This window comes from Ensifer sp. EB106-03-01-XG145 (assembly GCF_058792075.1).
Genome location: NZ_JBYTEC010000001.1, coordinates 1,347,106 through 1,361,909, shown reverse-complemented (window position 1 = coordinate 1,361,909; position 14,804 = coordinate 1,347,106). Strand labels below are relative to the sequence as shown.

Genomic DNA, 14,804 nt, shown 5'->3' with positions numbered 1-14,804 from the left:
GCGCCGCCTGCCCGATCAGACAAATGCGCATCGCGCGGTCAACTGTCACACCTCTTCGAGTTCGATCAGCGTACCCTGGAAATCCTTGGGGTGCAGGAAAAGCACCGGCTTGCCATGCGCACCGATTTTCGGCTCGCCGTCCCCCAGAACGCGAGCGCCGGCCGCACGCAGCGCGTCGCGCGCGGCGAGGATATTGTCCACCTCGTAGCAGATGTGATGCATCCCGCCCGAAGGGTTCTTCGCCAGGAAAGCGGCGATCGGCGAGGTCTCGCCGATCGGCTCCAACAGCTCGACCTTGGTGTTGGCCAGCGTGACGAACACCACGGTTACGCCGTGTTCCGGCAACGTCTGCGGCTCGGTGACGGATGCACCAAGCGTCGAGCGGTAGCTTTCGGCGGCGGAGGCAAGATCCGGCACGGCGATGGCGATATGGTTCACTCTTCCCAGCATTGCGATCCTCCCGCGTCCTGTACCGGCCCCGCTTACACTGCCGCGAGGCGACCGCCAATCAGACTTTGGTGACGAACACCGTCACAATCGGCTTCTTGCCCCACGTCTGGTTGGCTGTGCTGCGAACGGCGCGGCGCACCGCCTCCTGCAGCATGGCCAGATCCTTGCGCTTTGCCCGCGGAATGCTCTCGACCGCACCGAGGATCGCGTCATAGAGCGTATCCTCCATGTCTTCGCCCTCGTCATCGAATTCCGGCAGACCGATCGCAACGATGTCCGGGTCGCCAAGGAAATCGTAGCGGCCATCAAGAACGACGTTGACGGCGACGTGCCCTGCGAAGGAGAGCTTGCGGCGTTCGCCGATGCCCATCTCTTCGAAATCGCCGATGAGGTTGCCGTCCTTGTAGATGCGGCCATGCGGCGCTTCGTCGATGACCTCGGCCGGGCCTGGTGCAAGACGCAGCATTTGACCGTTCCGAAGGCGCGGAACGCTGGCGATGCCCGACTGCTGACCAAGTTCGGCATGGGCCGTCAGATGCGCGGCTTCGCCATGAACCGGAACGAGAATCTGCGGGCGCAGCCATTGATACATCTGCTGCAGCTCGGTGCGGCGCGGGTGACCGGACACATGCACCAGCGCCTCACTGTCGGTGATGATGTGTATGCCTTGCTCGACCAGGCCATTCTTGATGTCGTTGATCGCCTTCTCGTTGCCGGGGATGGTGCGCGAGGAGAAAACGACCGTATCGCCGGCGGAAAAAGCCACGTTGCGCATCTCGTCGCGGGCAATCTTGGCGAGTGCTGCCCGAGGCTCACCCTGGCTACCGGTCAGGATGACCACGACCTTGTCGCGCGGCACGTAGCCGAACTCGTCTTCGGCAAGGAAAGGCTTGATCCCTTCCATCAGGCCGAGATCCGCGGCCACGGCGACGACCCGCTTCATCGAACTGCCGAGCAGCAGCACATCCCTGCCCGCCTCTTCCGCCGCCTCGGCGATCGAGCGAATGCGCCCGACATTCGAGGAGAAAGTCGTTATCGCGACCCGGCCCTCGGCGTTGGCGATGATCTTCGTCAGGCTCTCGGAGACTTCCTGTTCCGACGGCGAAACACCATCACGCATAGCATTGGTGGAATCGCAGATAAGCGCCAAGACGCCTTCGTCACCAATCTGGCGGAAGCGCGTCTCGTCGGTCAGGGGCCCAAGCGACGGATGCAGGTCGATCTTCCAGTCGCCGGTGTGAACGACAGTGCCGACCGGCGTGCGGATGATCAGCGACATCGGCTCGGGGATCGAATGGTTGACACCGACCGCCTCGATCTCGAACGGGCCAACATTGATGCGGTCGCCCTGTTTGAAGATCGTCACCGGGATCTCACTGCGGCTTCTCTCGAAATCGCGCTTGGCTTCCAGCATGCCTGCCGTGAACGGCGAGGCATAGACCGGAACGTTGAGGCCCGGCCAGAGATCGTTCAGGCCGCCATAATGGTCCTCGTGGGCGTGGGTAATGATGATGCCCTTGAGATTGCGGCGCTCTTCCGCCAGGAAGCTGATATCTGCGAGAACCAGATCCACGCCCGGAAGGTCCGGCCCCGGAAAGGTGACGCCGCAATCGACCATGATCCACTGGCGGCTTCCAGGCCGCCCGTAGCCGTATAGGCCAAGATTCATGCCGATTTCGCCGACGCCGCCGAGCGGCAAGAACACCAGTTCTTCTTCTTGCGCCATATTGTAATGCGCCCTTGTTCTAGGAATTATCCGAAAAATACGTCGCCGGCGGCAATCGCGTGCATCGTGCCTGACCCGGTATCGAGCATCAACCGCCCGGTCTCATCAATACCGGCAAAGCGACCCGAAAGCGACCGGTCCGGCAGGTTCACAGTTATCGTCTCACCGATGCCGCGGGCGGCGGATCGCCACTGTTCTATGGTCTTTGCAATACCTGCGCCGCGCTCCCACAGCGACAACGTCTCCGCCATCGTCATGAACAGCCGCGCGAAAAGTTCGTCGGGAGAAACCGAAGCGCCTTCCTTCCTCAACGAGGTCACGGGATAGAGGGCTTCATCCGGCTGCACGGCAATGTTGATGCCACAGCCAATGACCAGTGCCTGGCGCCCATCTGCAAGCGCCTCACCCTCGAGCAGGATGCCGCAGGTCTTTTTGCCGTCGATGAGAATATCGTTCGGCCATTTGATCTCGACCGGTGCAGCGCCCGGCGGCATCACCTGGCGGATTGCCCGGTGCACGGCAACGGCAACCGCGAGCGGCAGGGAATGCAAATGCTCGATCGGCGCCGGATCAATCAGGAGAAGCGATGCGTAGAGATTGCCGGGCTCAGAGAACCAGGCGCGACCGCGGCGTCCCCGGCCACCGGTCTGCCTGACAGCGGTGACCCAGAGATTGCCCGGGTCGCCCTGGCGCGCACGCGCCAGGCATTCGCTGTTTGTTGATCCAACCGCATCGAGAGCGACGTGCCGGAAATCGTCGGGCGATATCCGGCCGCCGCTTTCAAGGGCGATCAAAAGAAGGTCCGCGCCGCGGCCTCGGCAGCGCTTCCAAGCGGACCGCCGATCAGGACGTATCCAAGGACGAACAGACCCGAGAGACCGAACACCAGTTTCAGTTCGCCAGCCGTACGGGCGAACTCGCCCTTGGCGTCATCGAACCACATCACCTTGATGACGCGCAGGTAGTAATAGGCGCCGACAACGGATGCGAGGACGCCGATGATGGCGAGTGCATAGAGCTGCGCTTCGATTGCGGCCATGAACACGAAGTACTTCCCGAAGAAGCCTGCCATCGGCGGAATGCCGGCGAGCGAGAACATCAGGACGGTCAGTACGGTCGCCATGAAGGGGTTTGTCTGCGAGAGACCAGCGAGGTCGTCGACGTTTTCGACGTTTTCGCCTTCCTTGCGCCGCATCGCCAGGATGCAGGCGAAGGTGCCGAGCGTCATGACCATGTAGATGAGCATGTAGAGCAGCACGCCGCGAACACCCGCCATCGAGCCGGCAGCAAGGCCGACCAGCGCGTAGCCCATGTGGCCGATCGAGGAATAAGCCATCAGACGCTTGATGTTCTTCTGGCCGATCGCCGCGAAGGAACCGAGCAGCATCGAAGCGATCGAGATGAAGACGATGATCTGCTGCCAGTCGGCAACGACGGGTTCAAAGGCATTGATGACGATACGCACAAGGATCGCCATGGCCGCAACCTTCGGCGCTGCCGCGAAGAAGGCGGTGACCGGCGTCGGCGCACCTTCGTAAACATCAGGCGTCCACATGTGGAACGGCACGGCCGAGATCTTGAAGGCGAGACCGGCGAGCACGAAGACGAGACCGAAGATCAGGCCGAGCGAACGTCCCTCCGCCGTCAGTGCAGCGGCGATCTGGGTAAAGCCGGTGTGGCCAGTGAAGCCGTAGATCAGCGACATGCCATAGAGCAGCATGCCCGAGGAAAGCGCACCGAGCACGAAGTACTTGAGGCCGGCCTCGGTCGAGCGAATGCTGTCGCGGTTGATCGCAGCGACGACGTAGAGCGCCAGCGACTGCAGTTCCAGCGAGAGGTACAGCGACATCAGGTCGTTGGCCGAGATCATCAACAGCATGCCGAGCGTTGCCAGCACCAGAAGCACCGGGAACTCGAAGCGATCAATCTGGGCGGAACGCGCGTGACCGACTGTCATCACCAGTGCCGTGATCGAACCGATCAACGCCAGCACCTTCATGAACTTGGCGAAGGGATCCGACAGGAAGGCGCCGCCATAGGCCGAGCCTTCGCCGGTCTTTAGCACGAGCCAGAGACCGGCGATGATCAGAACGGCAACCGCAAGGCCGGTGACCGTCGACGCCGATTTTTCGCCGGCAAACACGCCGATCATCAGCAATGCCATCGCGCCGACCGCGAGGATCAACTCGGGGATCGAGAGTTGCAGGCTTGCAAGGAGGGTTTCAGCAGTCATGTCCAATCACGTCCTGTGGTCATTGCACCGAAAGCGCAACGTTTTGCGCTGCCTGCAGGGCTGCGGAGTAGTTGTTGACGAGCAGATCCACGGAAGCCGCGGTTGCATCGAAGATCGGTGCCGGATAGACGCCGAAAAAGATCGTCAGGATCACCAGCGGATAGAGGATCGCCTTTTCACGACCGGAAAGATCGAGCAGAGACTTCAGGCTTTCCTTCTCCAGCGCACCGAAGATCACTCGTCGGTAGAGCCAGAGCGCATAGGCGGCCGAAAGGATCACACCGGACGTGGCGAAGAGCGCCACCCAAGTGTTGGCGCGGAAGGCGCCGACCAAGGTCAGCACTTCACCGACGAAGCTAGACGTGCCCGGCAAGCCAACGTTGGCCATGGTGAACACCATGAAGGCGACGGCGTATTTCGGCATATTGTTGACGAGACCGCCATAGGCCGCGATCTCGCGGGTGTGCAAACGGTCATAGACGACGCCGACGCAAAGGAAGAGTGCGCCGGAGACGATGCCGTGCGACAGCATCTGGAAGATCGCGCCCTGAACGCCCTGAACATTGGCGGCGAAGATGCCCATCGTCACATAGCCCATATGCGCGACCGACGAATAGGCGATCAGCTTCTTGATGTCGGTCTGCATCATCGCCACCAGCGAGGTGTAGATGATGGCAACGACCGAGAGCGTGAAGACGAACGGCGCGAAGTAATCGGATGCCAGCGGGAACATCGGCAGCGAGAAGCGCAGGAAGCCGTAACCGCCGAGCTTCAGGAGGATACCGGCCAGGATGACCGAGCCCGCCGTCGGCGCCTGAACGTGCGCATCCGGAAGCCAGGTATGGACTGGCCACATCGGCATCTTCACCGCGAAGGAGGCGAAGAAGGCCAGCCACAACCAGGTCTGCATCTGGCGCGGGAAGTTGTAGGCGAGCAGCTGCGTGATGTCGGTGGTACCGGCCTGCCAGTACATCGCCATGATCGCGAGCAGCATCAGCACCGAGCCGAGCAGCGTGTAGAGGAAGAACTTGTAGCTGGCGTAAACGCGGTCCTTGCCACCCCAGACGCCGATGATGAGGAACATCGGGATCAGGCCAGCTTCGAAGAACACGTAGAACAGCACGATATCGAGCGACACGAAGACGCCGATCATGAACGTTTCCAAGACCAGAAACGCGATCATGTATGCCTTGAGACGCTTCTCGATCGACAGCCAGCTTGCGAGCACGCAGAACGGCATGAGGAAGGCCGAGAGCACGACGAAGAGCACCGAGATGCCATCGACTCCGAGATGGTAGGAAATGCCGGTGCCGAGCCACTCGTGCTTTTCGAGCATCTGGAAGCCGGGGTTCGACGCGTCGAACTGGTACCAGATGTAGACCGACACCGCGAAGGTGAAGATCGTCGTCAGCAGCGAAACGTTCAGGATGTTCCGGCGGCCGTAGGCGCTGTCTTCCCTGACAAGCAAGAGAAGCAGTACGCCGACGAGCGGCATGAAGGTGACCGCGGAAAGTACGGGCCAATCGGTCATCAGAAGGAACTCCTGAACATCATCCAAGTAACGAGCGCGGCAATGCCGATCAGCATCGCGAACGCGTAGTGATAGAGGTAACCAGTCTGCAGGCGGACAACGCGGTCAGTAACGTTGAGCACACGTGCGGCAATGCCGTTCGGGCCGTAGCCATCGATCACGCGACCGTCGCCTTCCTTCCAGAGGAAGGTGCCGAGCCACTTGGCCGAGCGCACGAACAGCAGGTCGTAGAGCTCGTCGAAGTACCACTTGTTGAGCAGGAACTGGTAGAGGCCACGGTGCTGGTCTGCCAGATACTTCGGCAGTTCCGGCCGGCGGATATACATGTACCAGGCGGTGAAGAGGCCGAGCGCCATGGCGCAGAACGGGCTCCACTTAACCCACAGCGGTACGTGGTGGTACTCATGCAGGACTTCGTTTTCAGCCGATGTGAACAGCGCACCCTTCCAGAACTCGGCATAGCCTTCGCCGAAGAAGTGGTCGTGGAAGAGGAAACCTGCGATCAGTGCGCCGGCGGCGAGAATGTAGAGCGGCACCAGCATGACCTGCGGCGACTCGTGCACGTGATGCATGACATCCGACGACGCACGGGGCTTGCCGTGGAACGTCATGAAGGCCAGGCGCCACGAATAGAAGCTGGTGAAGAGCGCGGCGACCACCAGCAGGGCGAAGGCGAAACCGGATACCGAGCTGTGCGCGGCAAACGTCGACTCGATGATCGCGTCCTTCGAGAAGAAGCCAGCCGTACCGAAGAGCGTACCGGGAATACCGACACCGGTCAGCGCGATCGTACCGATGAACATCATCCAGTAGGTGACCGGGATGTGCTTCCTGAGGCCACCCATGTAGCGCATGTCCTGCTCGCCATCGACGGCGTGAATGACCGAACCGGCACCCAAGAACAGGAGAGCCTTGAAGAAGGCGTGCGTGAACAGGTGGAAGATCGCTGCGCCATAGGCGCCGACGCCGAGCGCCACAAACATGTAGCCGAGCTGCGAGCAGGTCGAGTAGGCGATGACGCGCTTGATGTCGTTCTGAACGAGACCGACGGTCGCGGCGAAGAAGGCGGTGATGGCACCGATGATCGTCACGACGGTCAGTGCGTCCGGCGACAGTTCGAAGAGCGGCGACATGCGGGCGACGAGGAAGACGCCGGCGGTAACCATGGTTGCGGCATGGATAAGTGCCGAAACCGGAGTCGGGCCTTCCATGGCATCCGGAAGCCAGGTGTGCAGCAGGAACTGCGCCGACTTACCCATCGCGCCCATGAAGAGCAGAAGGCAGGCCGCAGTGATCGCGTCAGCCTTGTCAAGGTGCATGCCGAACAGGGTGACAACCGCCTCCCCTGCTGCAGCGCCTTCGGCCGGCAGGTAGGTCTGGGCGGCGGCGAAGATCGTCTCGAAGTTGACCGAGCCGAACAGCACGAAGACGAGGAAGATGCCGAGCGAGAAGCCGAAGTCGCCGACGCGGTTGACGATGAAGGCCTTCATCGCGGCAGCATTCGCCGACGGCTTCTTGTACCAGAAGCCGATGAGCAGGTAGGACGCGAGACCCACACCTTCCCAGCCGAAGAACATCTGCACCAGATTGTCCGACGTGATGAGCATCAGCATCGCGAAGGTGAAGAGCGACAGATAGGCAAAGAAGCGCGGACGATGCGGATCGTGGTGCATGTATCCGATCGAATAGACATGCACGAGCGTCGACACCGTGTTGACGACGACGAACATGACCGATGTCAGCGTATCGACGCGGAACGCCCATTCGACATCGAAGCTGCCGGATTGGATCCAGCGCAGCACCGAAACCTTGATCATCTCCTGGTGGCCCAAGGCGACGTCGAAGAAGACGTACCAGGACAGCGCAGCGGCGATGATCATCAGACCGCTTGTCACATATTCCGATGCCTTGGCGCCGATCGAAGTACCGAAGAGGCCGGCGATCAGAAAGCCGATCAAAGGCAGGAAGACGATAGCCTTGATGATGGTATCCATAGCCCAATCAGCCCTTCATCATGTTGACGTCTTCAACAGCGATCGAGCCGCGGTTGCGGTAGAAGACGACGAGAATTGCAAGTCCGATAGCCGCTTCCGCAGCCGCGACGGTCAGGATGAACAGGGCAAAGACCTGGCCAGTGATGTCATTCAGGAACGCCGAGAAGGCGACCATGTTGATGTTGACCGCGAGAAGAATGAGTTCGACCGACATCAGGATAACGATGACGTTCTTCCGGTTCAGGAAGATGCCGAAGACGCCCAGCGTGAACAGGATGGCGCTGACGGTGAGATAGTGGGAAATTCCGATTTCCATTTTATGTTCCTCGATCTCGCGTCCGACTTAGATGCCCTGGCCCGGCTTGACCGTGACCACTTCGACGGCGGTCTCGGGCGTACGGGCAACCTGCTGCGGGATATTCTGGCGCTTGATGTTTTCGCGGTGGCGCAGGGTCAGCACGATGGCGCCGATCATGGCGACGAGCAGCACAAGGCCGGCGATCTGGAAGAAGTAGACGTAGTGGGTATAGAGCACGTCGCCGAGGGCTGCCGTGTTCGTCCGCTCGGTGACGGCCGGGATCGGCATCGAAATCGCCTTGGCGATCTCAGGCGAGAACGTTGCGCCGCCGACCACGATGATAAGCTCGGCAGCCAGGATCAGGCCGATCAGCGCGCCGATCGGCGCGTATTCGAGCACGCCCGCCCGCAATTCCGCGAAGTCGATGTCGAGCATCATGACGACGAACAGAAACAACACCGCGACCGCACCGACATAGACGACCAGCAGGATCATCGCCAGGAACTCGGCGCCGGTCAGCAGGAACAGGCCTGCCGAGTTAAAGAAGGTCAGGATCAGGAACAGAACCGAATAAACCGGGTTCCTGGCCGCAATGACCATAAATGCCGACGCCACCGCGATGAAGGCAAAGAGATAGAAAAAAAGAACCTGCAGACCCATGATCGGTGCCTTCTTCGTCTTGCACGGCGTGAGGCGCTTCAGGCCCCACTCCACAGGCAAAGCCGGACACGCGTCCGGCCGTTGCCCAAACCTATGTCACATGCACCGCCCTCCCCGGGGCGGCGCTACGCTCTGGCCTCAGCGATAGGGCGAGTCCATTGCGATGTTGCGGGCGATTTCGCGCTCCCAACGGTCGCCGTTGGCGAGGAGCTTGTCCTTGTCGTAGTAAAGCTCTTCGCGCGTCTCGGTGGCGAACTCGAAGTTCGGGCCCTCGACGATGGCATCAACCGGACAGGCTTCCTGGCAGAAACCGCAATAGATGCACTTCACCATGTCGATGTCGTAGCGCACCGTACGGCGAGTGCCGTCGTTGCGGCGCGGACCGGCTTCGATGGTGATAGCCTGTGCAGGACAGATCGCCTCGCAGAGCTTGCAGGCGATGCAACGCTCTTCACCATTCGGGTAACGGCGCAGCGCATGCTCGCCACGGAAGCGCGGGCTGACCGGCCCCTTTTCAAAGGGGTAGTTCAACGTCGCCTTCGGCTTGAAGAAATAGCGCATCGACAGAAAGAACGCGCCGACGAATTCCTTCAGGAACAGCGAGCTGACGGCTTGCGAAAGACCGGCCATCATTTACCTCCAGAGTTGCCGGCCTGGGAGCGACCGGCGGTATGCTGCCAAGCGTGAGCCATCGTCATGCGGCTCCCGTCAGCTTGAGAACGAATGCAGTGATCACGACCATTGCAAGAGAGATCGGCAGGAAGACCTTCCAGCCGAGACGCATCAGTTGGTCGTAGCGGTAACGCGGAACGAAAGCCTTCACCATTGCGAACATGAAGAACACGAAGGATGCCTTCAGAACGAACCAGATGATGCCGGGAACCCAATTCAAGAACCAGACGTCAACCGGGGGCAGCCAACCGCCGAGGAACAGGATCGTCGTCAGCGCGCACATCAGGCAGATGGCGGCATATTCGCCGAGCATGAACATCATGTACGGGGTCGAGCCGTATTCGACCATGAAGCCGGCGACGAGTTCGGATTCGGCTTCGGGCAGGTCAAAGGGCGGGCGGTTCGTTTCGGCCAGCGCCGATATGAAGAACACGATGAACATCGGGAACAGCGCCAGCCAGTGCCAGTCGAGGAACGACGCCGGCAAGCCGAGGTTCGTGCCGATGCCGGTCGACTGCGCGTTGACGATGTCCGTCAGGTTCAGCGAGCCGACGCAGAGCAGGACGGTAACGATGACGAAGCCGATAGAGACTTCGTAGGAGACCATCTGTGCCGCGGAGCGGAGCGCGCCGAGGAAGGGATATTTGGAATTCGACGCCCAGCCGCCCATGATGATGCCATAAACTTCAAGAGAAGATATGGCGAAGACGAAGAGGATGCCGACGTTAACGTTCGCGATGACCCAGCCGGCGTTGAGCGGGATCACCGCCCAGGCGGCAAGCGCCAGCGTGACGGAGACGAGCGGGGCGAGCAGGAAGATCGCCTTGTTGGCGCCAGCCGGAATTACCGGCTCCTTGAAGACGAACTTCAAAAGGTCGGCGAAGGACTGGAAAAGTCCCCACGGGCCTACCACATTCGGACCACGGCGGAGTTGAACTGCAGCCCAGATCTTACGGTCGGCGAGCAGAACGTAGGCGATAAAAAGCAGCAGCGCGACCAGGAGCAGCAGCGACTGGGCGACCATGATGATCGTGGGCCAAACATAGGTCGAAACGAAAGCGTCCATGATACTCTATTCCCTCGCGCTCATTCCGCCGCAGCTTTGAAGTTGTTGCGTGCCAAAGCCGAGCATTCGGCCATGACGGCGGATGCGCGCGCTATCGGGTTCGTCAAATAGAAGTCTTTGACCGGAGACGCAAACACGGATTTGCCCATCTCACCGGCTTTTTGGCCGAGTGCGGCAATTTCGTCGCCGTTGCCGGTCGCGATCGCGTCGACATCCGCGAAATGCGGGTGAGCCGCATAGAGCTTCGAGCGCAATTCGCCAAGCGAATCAAAGGGCAGCTTCTTGCCGAGAACGTCGGAGAGTGCGCGAATGATCGCCCAGTCCTCACGCGCATCACCCGGTGCGAAGCCGGCGCGATTGCCGACCTGAACGCGACCTTCCGTGTTGACCCAGGTGCCGGACTTTTCGGTGTAGGTCGCACCCGGCAGGATGACGTCGGCGGCATGCGCGCCGTTGTCGCCGTGCGAACCGATATAGACGGTGAAGCCGGACTTGCGACCGGCAAGGTCGATCTCATCGGCGCCGAGCAGGAAGAGAACGTCGGAAGCGGTAACCATTTCGGCCGCCGTCTTGCCGTTCGCACCCGGTACGAAGCCGAGGTCGAGACCACCGACGCGGGAAGCAGCCGTGTGCAGAACGGCAAAGCCGTTCCACTCGGCAGTGACCGCACCGACGGCGCCCGCGAGCTTGGCGGCGGCAGCAAGAACGGCAGCGCCGCCCTCCCCTGCAATCGCGCCCTGGCCGATGAGAATCATCGGGCGCTGCGCCTTCTTGAGCGTCGCGGCAAACTTGCCCTTGCCGGAGACGAGTTCGGCGAGCGTTTCGGTGCCGGCGCCGAGATATTCGTATTCGTAGCGCAGCTCGCCGGGCTCCCCGATCACGGCGATCGGGAAGTTGCCCATGCGGTAGCGCTTGCGGATACGGGCGTTGAGGACCGAAGCCTCGAAGCGCGGGTTGGAGCCGATGATCAGCAGCGCATCAGCGCTTTCGATGCCGGCGATGGTCGGGTTGAAAAGGTAGCTGGCGCGGCCAAGCGACGGGTCGAGTGCGGCGCCGTCCTGGCGGCAATCGACGCTCTCGGAGCCGAGTGCTGCGATCAACTGCTTCAGCGCGTACATTTCTTCGACCGAAGCGAGGTCGCCGGCGATGGCGCCGATCTTGTCGCCGGAGGTCTTGGCAACGGCAGCCTTGACCGCCTGGAAGGCTTCGCCCCAGGTCGCCGGCTGCAGTCGGCCGTCCTTCTTGACATAGGGACGATCGAGACGCTGCGTCTTCAGGCCGTCCCAGATGAAGCGGCTCTTGTCGGAGATCCACTCTTCGTTGATGTCCTCATTGACGCGCGGCATGATGCGCATGACTTCGCGACCGCGGGTGTCGACGCGGATCGCAGAACCGAGTGCATCCATCACGTCGATGGATTCGGTCTTGTTCAGCTCCCACGGACGAGCAGTGAAGGCAAATGGCTTCGAGGTCAGCGCGCCGACCGGGCAGAGGTCAACGACGTTGCCCTGCAGTTCGGACGTCATCGCCTGCTCGAGATAGGTGGTGATCTCGGCGTCTTCGCCGCGGCCAATCAGGCCAAGCTCGGCAATACCGGCGACTTCGGTCGTGAAACGGACGCAACGCGTGCAGTGAATGCAGCGGTTCATCACGGTCTTGACCAGCGGGCCGATATACTTGTCTTCGACGGCGCGCTTGTTTTCCTGATAACGCGAGCTGTCGATACCGAAGGCCATCGCCTGGTCCTGCAGGTCGCATTCGCCGCCCTGGTCGCAGATCGGGCAGTCGAGCGGGTGGTTGATCAGCAGGAATTCCATCACGCCTTCGCGGGCCTTCTTGACCATCGGCGTGGTCGTGAAGACTTCCGGCGTCTCGCCGTTCGGGCCCGGACGGAGGTCGCGCACGCCCATGGCGCAGGAAGCGGCGGGCTTTGGCGGCCCTCCCTTCACTTCGATAAGACACATGCGGCAGTTGCCGGCGACCGACAGCCGCTCATGGAAACAGAAGCGCGGAACCTCGGCTCCGGCCTCTTCGCACGCCTGAAGCAGCGTGAAATGATCCGGTACCTCGATCTCTTTTCCGTCGACTTTCAGCTTTGCCATCTTCGTACTCAATCCTGTCTTCCGTCCATCGGCCTTCCGGCGACGGACAATTCCAACACAGCCTTGCTGCTTGCGGGCGATGACCGTCTCAGGTCCCCGCCCCTATTGTCTCACGCGCCCTTCAGCGCCTTGGCCTGTCCAACCCAATCGTCCCGCTTGATGCGGCCGCCGAAACCGAGTTCGTCGTCAAAGCGGGCAACGTCCGCCTCGCTCCAGCCGGCGATATCGGCAAAACCGCGAATGCCCTTCGCGTTGAGCACCTGCTCCAGCTTCGGGCCAATACCGGAAATCCGCTTGAGGTCGTCAGCAGCTTGCGCCTTGGCGCGCGCCGCGCGAACCTTGACCGGCTTCTCGACCGCGACCTTCTCAACGGCCGGTTTTGCCGCAACACGATTTGGCGAAGCGGCGGGCTTCACGACCGTTTTCGCTTCTGCTTCTGCCGGGAGCGCCGTATCGGCGACAACGGTGGTTACGTCCTGCTCTGCCGGCTCCACCCGCTTCTGAGCCGCCTCGACCGCACCCTGCATCGCGCCGAACATCGCGCCAGCAAAGTGGCTGGTCAGACCGAAACCGATGGCTGTTACCGCCGCCACAGCGGCAGCCGGGTGAACCATCAGCGGGTGCAGCGACACCTGCGGCAGGCCCTTCATCCATTCGGCCATGCCGAACGGATCGGCCGGATCACCGCCGAGCGGACGCGCGAATGGAATGCCTGTTTCGGCCTGCCCTTTCATCTGTCCCTCCTCGCGTGCACCGGCCATCGCCTGTTACTCCGCCGCTTCCAGAACCGCGCCGTGCGACGAGGCATTGCGCGTGTATTCGTCGATGCGCTTTTCCATTTCCGGACGGAAATGCTTGATCAGACCCTGGATCGGCCAGGCGGCTGCGTCGCCAAGCGCGCAGATCGTGTGGCCTTCCACCTGCTTGGTGACGTCGAACAGCATGTCGATCTCGCGCTTCTGGGCGCGACCCTGAACCATGCGTTCCATGACACGCATCATCCAGCCGGTACCTTCGCGGCACGGCGTGCACTGGCCGCAGCTCTCGTGCTTGTAGAAGGCCGAGAGACGCCAGATCGCCTTGATGATATCTGTCGACCTGTCCATCACGATGACGGCGGCGGTTCCAAGGCTGGAACCGACTTCGCGCAGCCCGTCGAAATCCATGATCGCGTCCTTCATCTGCGCGCCGGGCACGCAGGGAACGGACGAACCGCCGGGGATGACGGCGAGCAGGTTGTCCCAGCCGCCACGAATGCCGCCACAGTGCTTTTCGATCAGCTCATGGAACGGGATCGACATCGCGTCTTCGACCGTGCACGGACGATTGACGTGGCCGGAAACCGAATAGAGCTTGGTGCCGTGGTTGTTCGGCCGGCCGAAGCTCGTGTACCAGCCGGCGCCGCGGCGCAGGATGGTCGGGGTGACGGCGATCGACTCGACGTTGTTGACCGTCGTCGGGCAGCCGTAGAGGCCCATATTGGCCGGGAACGGCGGCTTCAGGCGCGGCTGGCCCTTCTTGCCTTCGAGGCTTTCGAGCAGGGCCGTCTCTTCGCCACAGATGTAGGCGCCGGCACCATGGTGCACGTAGATGTCGATGTCGTAGCCGAGCTTGTTGTTCTTGCCAAGCAGGCCGTAGGCGTAGCACTCGTCGATAGCGGCCTGCAGCGCCTCGCGCTCGCGGATGAACTCGCCGCGCACGTAGATATAGGCGACATGCGCACCCATGGCGAAGCTGGCGATGACGCAGCCTTCGATGAGCGTGTGCGGATCGTGACGCATGATGTCACGGTCCTTGCAGGTGCCGGGCTCCGACTCGTCGGCGTTGACGACGAGATAGTGCGGACGGCCGTCGCTTTCCTTCGGCATGAAGGACCACTTGAGGCCGGTGGGGAAGCCGGCGCCGCCACGACCGCGAAGGCCGGAGGCCTTCACTTCGTTCACGATCCAGTCACGGCCCTTTTCGAGCAGCTGCTTGGTGCCGTCCCAGTGGCCGCGCGCCATGGCGCCCTTCAGGGACTTGTCCTTGAGGCCGTAGATGTTGGTAAAGATGCGGTCTTCATCTCTGAGCAT

Annotated in this window: 13 protein-coding genes; all 13 read right to left on the bottom strand. The window is 61.6% G+C overall.

From position 1 onward, the window contains the following. Positions 1-45: 45 nt before the first annotated feature. Complete coding sequence (mce, locus tag AC3WWH_RS06600) at positions 46-450, bottom strand: methylmalonyl-CoA epimerase (RefSeq protein ID WP_058321489.1); 405 nt, start codon at positions 448-450, stop codon at positions 46-48. 58 nt (positions 451-508) lie between these two features. Continuing rightward, positions 509-2,176, bottom strand: a complete 1,668-nt coding sequence (locus AC3WWH_RS06595) for a ribonuclease J (RefSeq protein ID WP_058321490.1) — start codon at positions 2,174-2,176, stop codon at positions 509-511. A 26-nt stretch (positions 2,177-2,202) separates the two neighbouring features. Further along, on the bottom strand, positions 2,203-2,967 hold the full coding sequence (locus AC3WWH_RS06590) for a biotin--[acetyl-CoA-carboxylase] ligase (RefSeq protein WP_058321535.1): 765 nt from the start codon (positions 2,965-2,967) through the stop codon (positions 2,203-2,205). Then, on the bottom strand, positions 2,967-4,409 hold the full coding sequence (gene nuoN / locus AC3WWH_RS06585; protein WP_057252312.1) for an NADH-quinone oxidoreductase subunit NuoN: 1,443 nt from the start codon (positions 4,407-4,409) through the stop codon (positions 2,967-2,969). Before nuoN ends, AC3WWH_RS06590 begins: the two co-directional genes overlap by 1 nt. Before the next feature lie 19 nt (positions 4,410-4,428). Continuing rightward, positions 4,429-5,940 (bottom strand): NADH-quinone oxidoreductase subunit M, encoded by a 1,512-nt coding sequence (locus AC3WWH_RS06580; protein ID WP_057252314.1) that lies wholly within the window; start codon positions 5,938-5,940, stop codon positions 4,429-4,431. Then, a complete protein-coding gene (gene nuoL / locus AC3WWH_RS06575) occupies positions 5,940-7,934 on the bottom strand; it encodes an NADH-quinone oxidoreductase subunit L (protein WP_058321491.1) in 1,995 nt (664 codons plus the stop codon). The genes AC3WWH_RS06580 and nuoL overlap by 1 nt, the downstream gene beginning before the upstream one ends. A 7-nt stretch (positions 7,935-7,941) precedes the next feature. After that, on the bottom strand, positions 7,942-8,250 hold the full coding sequence (gene nuoK, locus AC3WWH_RS06570; RefSeq protein WP_034803568.1) for an NADH-quinone oxidoreductase subunit NuoK: 309 nt from the start codon (positions 8,248-8,250) through the stop codon (positions 7,942-7,944). A gap of 27 nt (positions 8,251-8,277) precedes the next feature. Next, complete coding sequence (locus AC3WWH_RS06565; protein WP_057252871.1) at positions 8,278-8,892, bottom strand: NADH-quinone oxidoreductase subunit J; 615 nt, start codon at positions 8,890-8,892, stop codon at positions 8,278-8,280. Positions 8,893-9,030: 138 nt separating this feature from the next. Then, positions 9,031-9,522, bottom strand: coding sequence for an NADH-quinone oxidoreductase subunit NuoI (gene nuoI, locus AC3WWH_RS06560; RefSeq protein WP_025426590.1), 492 nt, complete (start codon positions 9,520-9,522; stop codon positions 9,031-9,033). Between the two features lie 64 nt (positions 9,523-9,586). Continuing rightward, positions 9,587-10,630: an NADH-quinone oxidoreductase subunit NuoH gene (gene nuoH / locus AC3WWH_RS06555; protein WP_058321492.1), complete on the bottom strand. Its 1,044-nt coding sequence runs from the start codon at positions 10,628-10,630 to the stop codon at positions 9,587-9,589. 20 nt (positions 10,631-10,650) lie between these two features. Next, the gene (gene nuoG / locus AC3WWH_RS06550; protein WP_057252318.1) at positions 10,651-12,732 is read right to left on the bottom strand and encodes an NADH-quinone oxidoreductase subunit NuoG; all 2,082 of its coding nucleotides are present in this window, start codon (positions 12,730-12,732) and stop codon (positions 10,651-10,653) included. 110 nt (positions 12,733-12,842) lie between these two features. Then, a complete protein-coding gene (locus tag AC3WWH_RS06545; RefSeq protein ID WP_058321493.1) occupies positions 12,843-13,493 on the bottom strand; it encodes a helix-hairpin-helix domain-containing protein in 651 nt (216 codons plus the stop codon). Positions 13,494-13,499: 6 nt separating this feature from the next. Beyond that, on the bottom strand, positions 13,500-14,804 hold the full coding sequence (nuoF, locus tag AC3WWH_RS06540) for an NADH-quinone oxidoreductase subunit NuoF (protein WP_058321494.1): 1,305 nt from the start codon (positions 14,802-14,804) through the stop codon (positions 13,500-13,502).

What these genes read in the sequence shown, in the direction of transcription:
- AC3WWH_RS06595 (WP_058321490.1), bottom strand. Translation starts at nt 2,176, where the DNA reads ATGGCGCAAGAAGAAGAACTGGTGTTCTTGCCGCTCGGCGGCGTCGGC.
- AC3WWH_RS06580 (WP_057252314.1), bottom strand. Translation starts at nt 5,940, where the DNA reads ATGACCGATTGGCCCGTACTTTCCGCGGTCACCTTCATGCCGCTCGTC.
- mce (WP_058321489.1), bottom strand. Translation starts at nt 450, where the DNA reads ATGCTGGGAAGAGTGAACCATATCGCCATCGCCGTGCCGGATCTTGCC.
- nuoN (WP_057252312.1), bottom strand. Translation starts at nt 4,409, where the DNA reads ATGACTGCTGAAACCCTCCTTGCAAGCCTGCAACTCTCGATCCCCGAG.
- nuoK (WP_034803568.1), bottom strand. Translation starts at nt 8,250, where the DNA reads ATGGAAATCGGAATTTCCCACTATCTCACCGTCAGCGCCATCCTGTTC.
- nuoF (WP_058321494.1), bottom strand. Translation starts at nt 14,804, where the DNA reads ATGCTCAGAGATGAAGACCGCATCTTTACCAACATCTACGGCCTCAAG.
- nuoL (WP_058321491.1), bottom strand. Translation starts at nt 7,934, where the DNA reads ATGGATACCATCATCAAGGCTATCGTCTTCCTGCCTTTGATCGGCTTT.
- nuoH (WP_058321492.1), bottom strand. Translation starts at nt 10,630, where the DNA reads ATGGACGCTTTCGTTTCGACCTATGTTTGGCCCACGATCATCATGGTC.
- AC3WWH_RS06565 (WP_057252871.1), bottom strand. Translation starts at nt 8,892, where the DNA reads ATGGGTCTGCAGGTTCTTTTTTTCTATCTCTTTGCCTTCATCGCGGTG.
- AC3WWH_RS06545 (WP_058321493.1), bottom strand. Translation starts at nt 13,493, where the DNA reads ATGGCCGGTGCACGCGAGGAGGGACAGATGAAAGGGCAGGCCGAAACA.
- nuoG (WP_057252318.1), bottom strand. Translation starts at nt 12,732, where the DNA reads ATGGCAAAGCTGAAAGTCGACGGAAAAGAGATCGAGGTACCGGATCAT.
- nuoI (WP_025426590.1), bottom strand. Translation starts at nt 9,522, where the DNA reads ATGGCCGGTCTTTCGCAAGCCGTCAGCTCGCTGTTCCTGAAGGAATTC.